Below are 5838 nucleotides of genomic sequence, written 5' to 3' on the forward strand. Positions count from 1 at the left end.
CCGCGGAACGCGGCGGCCCCCCTCGTCTTCACCGTGAATGACCTCGGCCGGCACAGGTTCCGCCGCGGCGGCTCGCTCATCGACGAGCAGTGGGTGCTGACGGCGGCGCACTGCGTCCACGACCAGTCGACGAGCCAGCCGTACGACCCGGCGCTGTTCGACGTCCGGGTGGGTTCCAACGACCGCACCAGCGGCGGCAGCACGGCGCGCGTCGCCGAGGTCGACGTCCACCCCGACTACCGGACGACGCCGAACGACCGGCGGTCCGACGTCGCGCTGCTCAGGCTCGACCGGCCCGTCGCGCAGGAGCCGGTGGCCCTGGAGAGCCCCCACGGGCCGCCCGGCGGGGCCGCTCGCCCGAGATGTCGCTACCGTCCCGTTCCCGACCATGGGTTTTCGCCGCCCGAGCTGCCAAGCTGCCGTGCATGAGCGAACTCGTGGCACTGCTTCGCGAAGGGCTTCCGCCGGAATCGATCCTCACCGACCCCGACGTCACCGCCTCCTACGCCCACGACATGGCCAGCTTCTGCCCCGCCGGGGCGCCGGCCGTCGTGGTGCTGCCCCGCACGGTCGACGAGGTGCGGCACGTGCTGCGCACGGCGACCGCGCTGCGGGTGCCCGTCGTGCCGCAGGGCGCCAGAACCGGGCTCTCCGGCGCGGCCAACGCCGTCGAGGGCTGCGTGGTGCTCTCGCTGACCAGGATGGACGCCATCCTGGAGATCGACCCCGTGAACCGGATCGCCGTGGTGGAACCCGGCGTCGTCAACGCCGACCTGTCGAAGGCGGTGGCCGCGCACGGCCTCGCCTATCCCCCCGACCCGTCGAGCTGGGAGCAGTGCACCATCGGCGGCAACATCGGCACCGGCTCGGGCGGGCTGTGCTGCGTCAAGTACGGGGTGACCGCCGAGTACGTGCTGGGCCTCGACGTGGTGCTGGCCGACGGCCGGCTGCTGCGCACCGGGCGGCGCACCGCCAAGGGTGTCGCCGGCTACGACCTGACCCGGCTCTTCGTGGGCTCCGAGGGCACCCTCGGGGTGGTCGTCCGCGCGGTGCTCGCGCTGAAGCCGGCACCCCCGCGACAGCTGGTGCTGGCAGCCGAGTTCGGCTCGACGGCGGCGGCCGGGGAGGCGGTCGCCAGGATCATGGCGGCGGGCCACACGCCCTCACTGCTCGAACTGATGGACGCGACCACCATCGAGGCCGTCAACCGGGTGACCAGGATGGGGCTGCCGGACTCCACCCAGGCGCTGCTGCTCGCCGGCTTCGACACCCAGGACCCGGCCGCCGAGCTGGCCGCCGTCGGCGAGCTCTGCCGGGCCGCCGGTGCCACCGAGGTGGTGCCGGCCGACGACGCGGCCGAGTCCGAGCTGCTGCTCGCCGCCCGGCGCGCCACGCTGGTCGCGCTGGAGTCGGTCAAGGGCACCACGATGATCGACGACGTGTGCGTGCCGCGCGGCCGGCTCGCCGAGTTCCTGGACGGCGTCGCGGCGATCGCCGAACGCCGGCGGCTGACCATCGGCGTGGTCGCGCACGCCGGCGACGGCAACACCCACCCCACCGTCTGCTTCGACTCGTCCGACGAGGACGAACGGCGGCGCGCCCAGGCGTCGTTCGACGACATCATGGCGCTCGGCCTCGAACTCGGCGGCACCATCACCGGCGAACACGGCGTCGGCGTGCTGAAGCGGGACTGGCTGGCCCGTGAACTGGGCCCCGACAGCGTCGCGTTGCAGCGTCAGATCCGGGAGGTGTTCGACCCGCTCGGCATCCTGAACCCCGGCAAGGTCCTGTGACCGCGCGCTTCTAGACGGAGGTGTCGCGGCAGGCCTCGTCGAGCAGCCACTGGCGGAACGCCTCGGGATCGCGGGCCAGTTCCGACGCCACCCGGGTGCGCCAGTCCTCGGCGAGCCGGTCGAGCGCCTGGGCCAGGCTGCGCTGGAGCAGCCGGCGGGTGGCGAGCAGCGGCACCGCCACCACGGGTCTGGCCAGGCCGCGGCCGCGCAGCACGGTCAGCACCTCCAGGCGCCAGGTGCCGTCCGCCGTGGGGCGCGGCACCGCCTGGAGGTCGGCGCGCAGCAGCGCGTAGCGGATGCCGAGGGACAGCGGCGGCCGGCCCGGCGCGCCGCCGGCGGCCTCCCACCAACGCCCCAGGTCGAGACGGCCCTTGACGGTGAACGAACGCCAGCGCCTGGGCCGGCCGTCGGCCCTGGTCAGCGCGCCCGCCACCGAGAGCCCGGCGCGCTGCGGCCGGTCCGAGCTGGCCAGCCGCACCTCGGTGACCACCCGGGCCGCCGAGGACTTCGCGCCGCTCGACAGTTCCTGCTCCTCGCGGCCGAGGTCGAACCGGAGCGCGGTCTCCTTGGCCCGGTCCCAGCCGAGGACCGTCAACTCGCCGTCGGACCACCGCGGGGTGCCCCCCTCGGAGGGCAGGATCCCGTCCGCGCCGGCGGTGCCCCGGTAGCGGGCGCCGGGCTCCAAGTGCTCACCGGCGAGCAGTCGGGCGCCGCGGACGGCGCGTCCGTCCTCGGCGACGAGCGTGCCGTCCTCCGCGTGCAGGCTCTCCAACACCTCGTGGACCACGGCGATGAAGCTCTCGACGCGGCCCCGGTCGACCGAGGCCAGCGCGAGTGTGTGCCGTAAACGTGCCATGCCAGCATCCTGCCCTAAAGATCAGATGCGGTGCAGCTCCCACAGGCGCCACACACCGCTGTGCGAGACCAGGTTCTGGGTGCCGCTGATCTGGACGGTGCTGATCACGGTGCGCTTGTCCTGCCAGATGGGGACGATCGGCGCGGAGCCCGCGGCCAGGTCGTGGATGGTGAGGAAGTCCTCGGCGGCGCGCCCGCGGTCCGGCTCCCCGTGGGTGCGGCTGATCAGCTCGTTGATCGCGTTGTCGCTGAAGCCGGTGGCCAGGCCGTCGCCGGGGCCGAGGATGGTGTCGGTGAAGGTGGCCGGGTCCGGGAAGTCCGGGGTCCAGCCGATGAGATACGCGTCGTAGCCGCGGGCGCCGTAGATGGTGGGGATGAACTCGGCCCAGTCGTGGTAGCTGATCTCGACGTCGAACAGGCCGCCCTCTTCCAGCTGTTGCTGGATCAGCTCGGCCTCGGCGTGGTTGGCGACGCCCCGGGAGTACGCGAGGTTGAAGCGGACCGGGAGTTCGAGGCCGGCCTCCTCCATCTCGGTGCGGAGCGAGTCGACGGTCACGCCCCGGTAGTGGTCGTAGTAGGGGGTGCCGTGGCCGGTGAAGCCGACGGGTATCAGCGAGTAGAGCGGCTCCACGGTGCCCTGCTGGACCCGGCGGGAGATCGCCTCGCGGTCGATCAGGGAGGCGGCGGCCCGGCGGGCGGCCGCCTCGCTCATCGGCAGGCCCTGGTCGGTGTTGAAGGCGAGCACCCGGATGCTGCCGCCGGTGGTCTCGGCGACCCGGATGCCGGAGTCGCTGCGGTTGAGGTCGGACATCACGGCGGGCGGCATCCGCCCGTTGTTGACGTCGAGTTCGCCGGCTTCCCAGGCGTCGGCCAGCAGCTCCTCGGCCGCGGTGCCGTCGTCGGACTGGACGAAGTACCGCACGGTCACCGGGGTGTCGGGGGTCTCGACGGCACCGCGGTAGTTCGGGTTGGGCACCAACTCGGCGGACTCGTTGGGCCGGTACCGGTCGAGCAGGAAGGGCCCCGAGCCGACCACCTGGCCGTCCGTCTCCGGCTCGATGGCGCTGTAGCTGTCCCGGTGGACGATGGCTCCCGCGCTGCCGGCGACGATCAGGGGGAAGGTGGCGTCGGGCTGGTTGAGCTCGAAGATGACGTCCTGCCCGTCGACGCGCACCGCCTCCAGGCTGGCCAGCAGGCTGGAGGGGCCGGCGTAGGCGAACTTCTCGTCCTCCGGGATGGTGTCGTCCTCGGCCTCACGGGCCGCGCGGTCGGCCATCGAGAGGACCCGCTCGTACGAGTACTTGACGTCGTCGGGCGTCACGTCGTCGCCGTTGCTGAAGGACAGGTCGTCGCGGAGGGTGCAGCGGTAGACGGTGAGTTGGTTGTCGGTGAACTCGCAGCTCTCCGCGGCGTCCGGGACCGGCTCCTCCTGACCCGGCGCGTAGGTCATGAGGGACTGGTAGAGGTTGCTCATCAGTGCCGCGCCGGCGGCGTCGTAGGCGCCACCGGGGTCGAGGATGGTCGGTGTCGAGGTGGTGCCGACCACGATCGGCTCGTCGCCGCCTCCACTCGACCGGAAGAACATCCAGCCACCGATGGCGCCGACCGCAAGCACCACCACAAGCCCGAGGCCGATGGCCCCTCTGGCCCGGATCCGTCGCAACTCTCCGCGCCCTTCCTCCGAAGACGTTTGGGAGGCCAGCCAACCACAGTGACCCAGCACGCGCATGGGTCAGGGGGCAACGGAGGGGACACAAATCTGGACGCCGGCGTTCCGCTCCTTGGACACCTCCCCCTCACGTCCCGACGGATCCGGTGGCCCTTCGGTGTCGCCGACGGGCCCATTCCGTGGTCGTTCGATGCTCATTCCATGATCGTTCCTTGCCCGTTCGGCGGCTGTTCCATGATCATTCGGTGCCGGCGCCCGGCACGTCCATCCGGAACTCGACCTCGACCGGCACGCCTTCGAGCCGGACGGCCACGCTCTGGCTGCCCAACTGCGGGGAGAACGCGACCAGCACGTATTCCCCATGCCCGGGTGCGGCGACGGCGAACGCGCCGTCGTCCGCGCTGCGGGTCTTCACCAGGTGTCGGCCGCCGGCGACGCCGGACAACGTGACGACGGCACGGGGCAACGCCACCCCCAGGGAATCCCGTACCCGCCCTCTGATGACCAGCCCCGGCTCCGTCTGGACCTCGTCCGTCATGCCCCCACTCTCCTCCTCGCCCTGAGCGCGCTGTTCCCGTCACGCTGTCAGGTTGTGCCCTGCTCGTTATCTAGGACACCTTCGTGGCGTGATTAGTTGACCCGGACGAGCGGCTGAGACGAAAACCGGACAAGGCACCCCGATCGACGGCGCTTTCCGCCGGGTTCAGTCCCCGGAGCGCAGTTCGAGCAGCGTGACGTCCGGATCGGCGCCGATCCGGACGGGCGGGCCGAACGCACCGGCCCCGCGGGTGACGTAGAGCTGGGTGTCGCCGTAGCGGTCGAGACCGGCCAACGTCGGGTTGGCGGCCGCCGCGACGTAGTTGAGCGGCCACATCTGCCCGCCGTGCGTGTGCCCGGACAGCTGGAGGTCGACGCCGTGGTCCACGGCGTCGTGGATCTGCACCGGCTGGTGCGCCATGAGGACGCTGACCCGGTCCGGGTCGCGGTCGCCGAGCGCGGCCTCGAAGTCCGGGCCACCGAAGTCGGAACCCTCGCCGGCCACGTCGTTGACGCCGGCCAGGTCGAAGTGGGCCAGCTCGTCCCGGGCGTTGGCCAGCGGACGCAGGCCGAGCTCCCTGACGTGGTCCACCCAGGCGGCGGTGTCCACGTAGTACTCGTGGTTCCCGGTGACGTAGTAGACGCCGTCCGCGGCCTCGATCCCCGCCAACGGCGCGACGGCCGACCGCAGGTCGTCGACCTCGGCGTCCACCAGGTCGCCGACGACGGTCACGAGGTCGGGGCGGGTGCGGTTGATGGTGTCCACCACCCGCTGACAGTGCGCGCGGCCGAGCAACGGCCCGAGGTGGATGTCACTGACGACGGCGATCCGGTACCGGTCCGCTGCGCGGGGCAGTCGCGGAAGCATGACGCTCACGTGGCGCGTGACGAGGCGCCGCGCGGCGTACGTCCCGTACCCCATGAACCCCGCCGTGACGACCCCGGTCGCCACGGCGATCCCCCTCGCCACGACCAGCCTCCGGC

General features: G+C 72.2%; 6 protein-coding genes. 2 read left to right on the plus strand and 4 right to left on the minus strand.

The genetic code is table 11. The annotated features are described in order from the left end of the window. Together E1283_RS30280 and E1283_RS30285 are read left to right on the plus strand one after the other, a co-directional pair. A partial coding sequence (locus E1283_RS30280; RefSeq protein WP_132821370.1) for a trypsin-like serine protease occupies window positions 1–429 on the plus strand: 429 nt, incomplete at its 5' end. Beyond that, window positions 426–1793, plus strand: coding sequence for an FAD-binding oxidoreductase (locus E1283_RS30285; RefSeq protein WP_132821371.1), 1368 nt, complete (start codon window positions 426–428; stop codon window positions 1791–1793). The genes E1283_RS30280 and E1283_RS30285, both read left to right, overlap by 4 nt. Window positions 1794–1803: 10 nt before the next feature. Here the strand turns inward: E1283_RS30285 and E1283_RS30290 are convergent, their stop codons facing one another. From E1283_RS30290 to E1283_RS30305, 4 genes are all read right to left on the minus strand, one after another. Continuing rightward, window positions 1804–2649 carry a hypothetical protein gene (locus E1283_RS30290; RefSeq protein WP_132821372.1) on the minus strand — a complete coding sequence of 282 codons (846 nt, stop codon included), beginning with the start codon at window positions 2647–2649 and terminating at the stop codon, window positions 1804–1806. 21 nt (window positions 2650–2670) lie between these two features. Further along, window positions 2671–4311, minus strand: coding sequence for an ABC transporter substrate-binding protein (locus tag E1283_RS30295; RefSeq protein WP_165956301.1), 1641 nt, complete (start codon window positions 4309–4311; stop codon window positions 2671–2673). Window positions 4312–4555: 244 nt separating this feature from the next. Continuing rightward, window positions 4556–4855, minus strand: a complete 300-nt coding sequence (locus E1283_RS30300) for a carboxypeptidase-like regulatory domain-containing protein (protein WP_132821374.1) — start codon at window positions 4853–4855, stop codon at window positions 4556–4558. Between the two features lie 165 nt (window positions 4856–5020). Further along, a partial coding sequence (locus E1283_RS30305; RefSeq protein WP_132821375.1) for a metallophosphoesterase occupies window positions 5021–5838 on the minus strand: 818 nt, incomplete at its 5' end.

This window comes from Streptomyces hainanensis, from assembly GCF_004348415.1.
Taxonomy (GTDB): Bacteria; Actinomycetota; Actinomycetes; order Streptomycetales; family Streptomycetaceae; genus Streptomyces; species Streptomyces hainanensis.

Excerpts from the sequence above, each read along its gene's own strand:
- E1283_RS30285 (WP_132821371.1), top strand. The coding sequence starts at position 426 with ATGAGCGAACTCGTGGCACTGCTTCGCGAAGGGCTTCCGCCGGAATCG.
- E1283_RS30290 (WP_132821372.1), bottom strand. The coding sequence starts at position 2,649 with ATGGCACGTTTACGGCACACACTCGCGCTGGCCTCGGTCGACCGGGGC.
- E1283_RS30300 (WP_132821374.1), bottom strand. The coding sequence starts at position 4,855 with ATGACGGACGAGGTCCAGACGGAGCCGGGGCTGGTCATCAGAGGGCGG.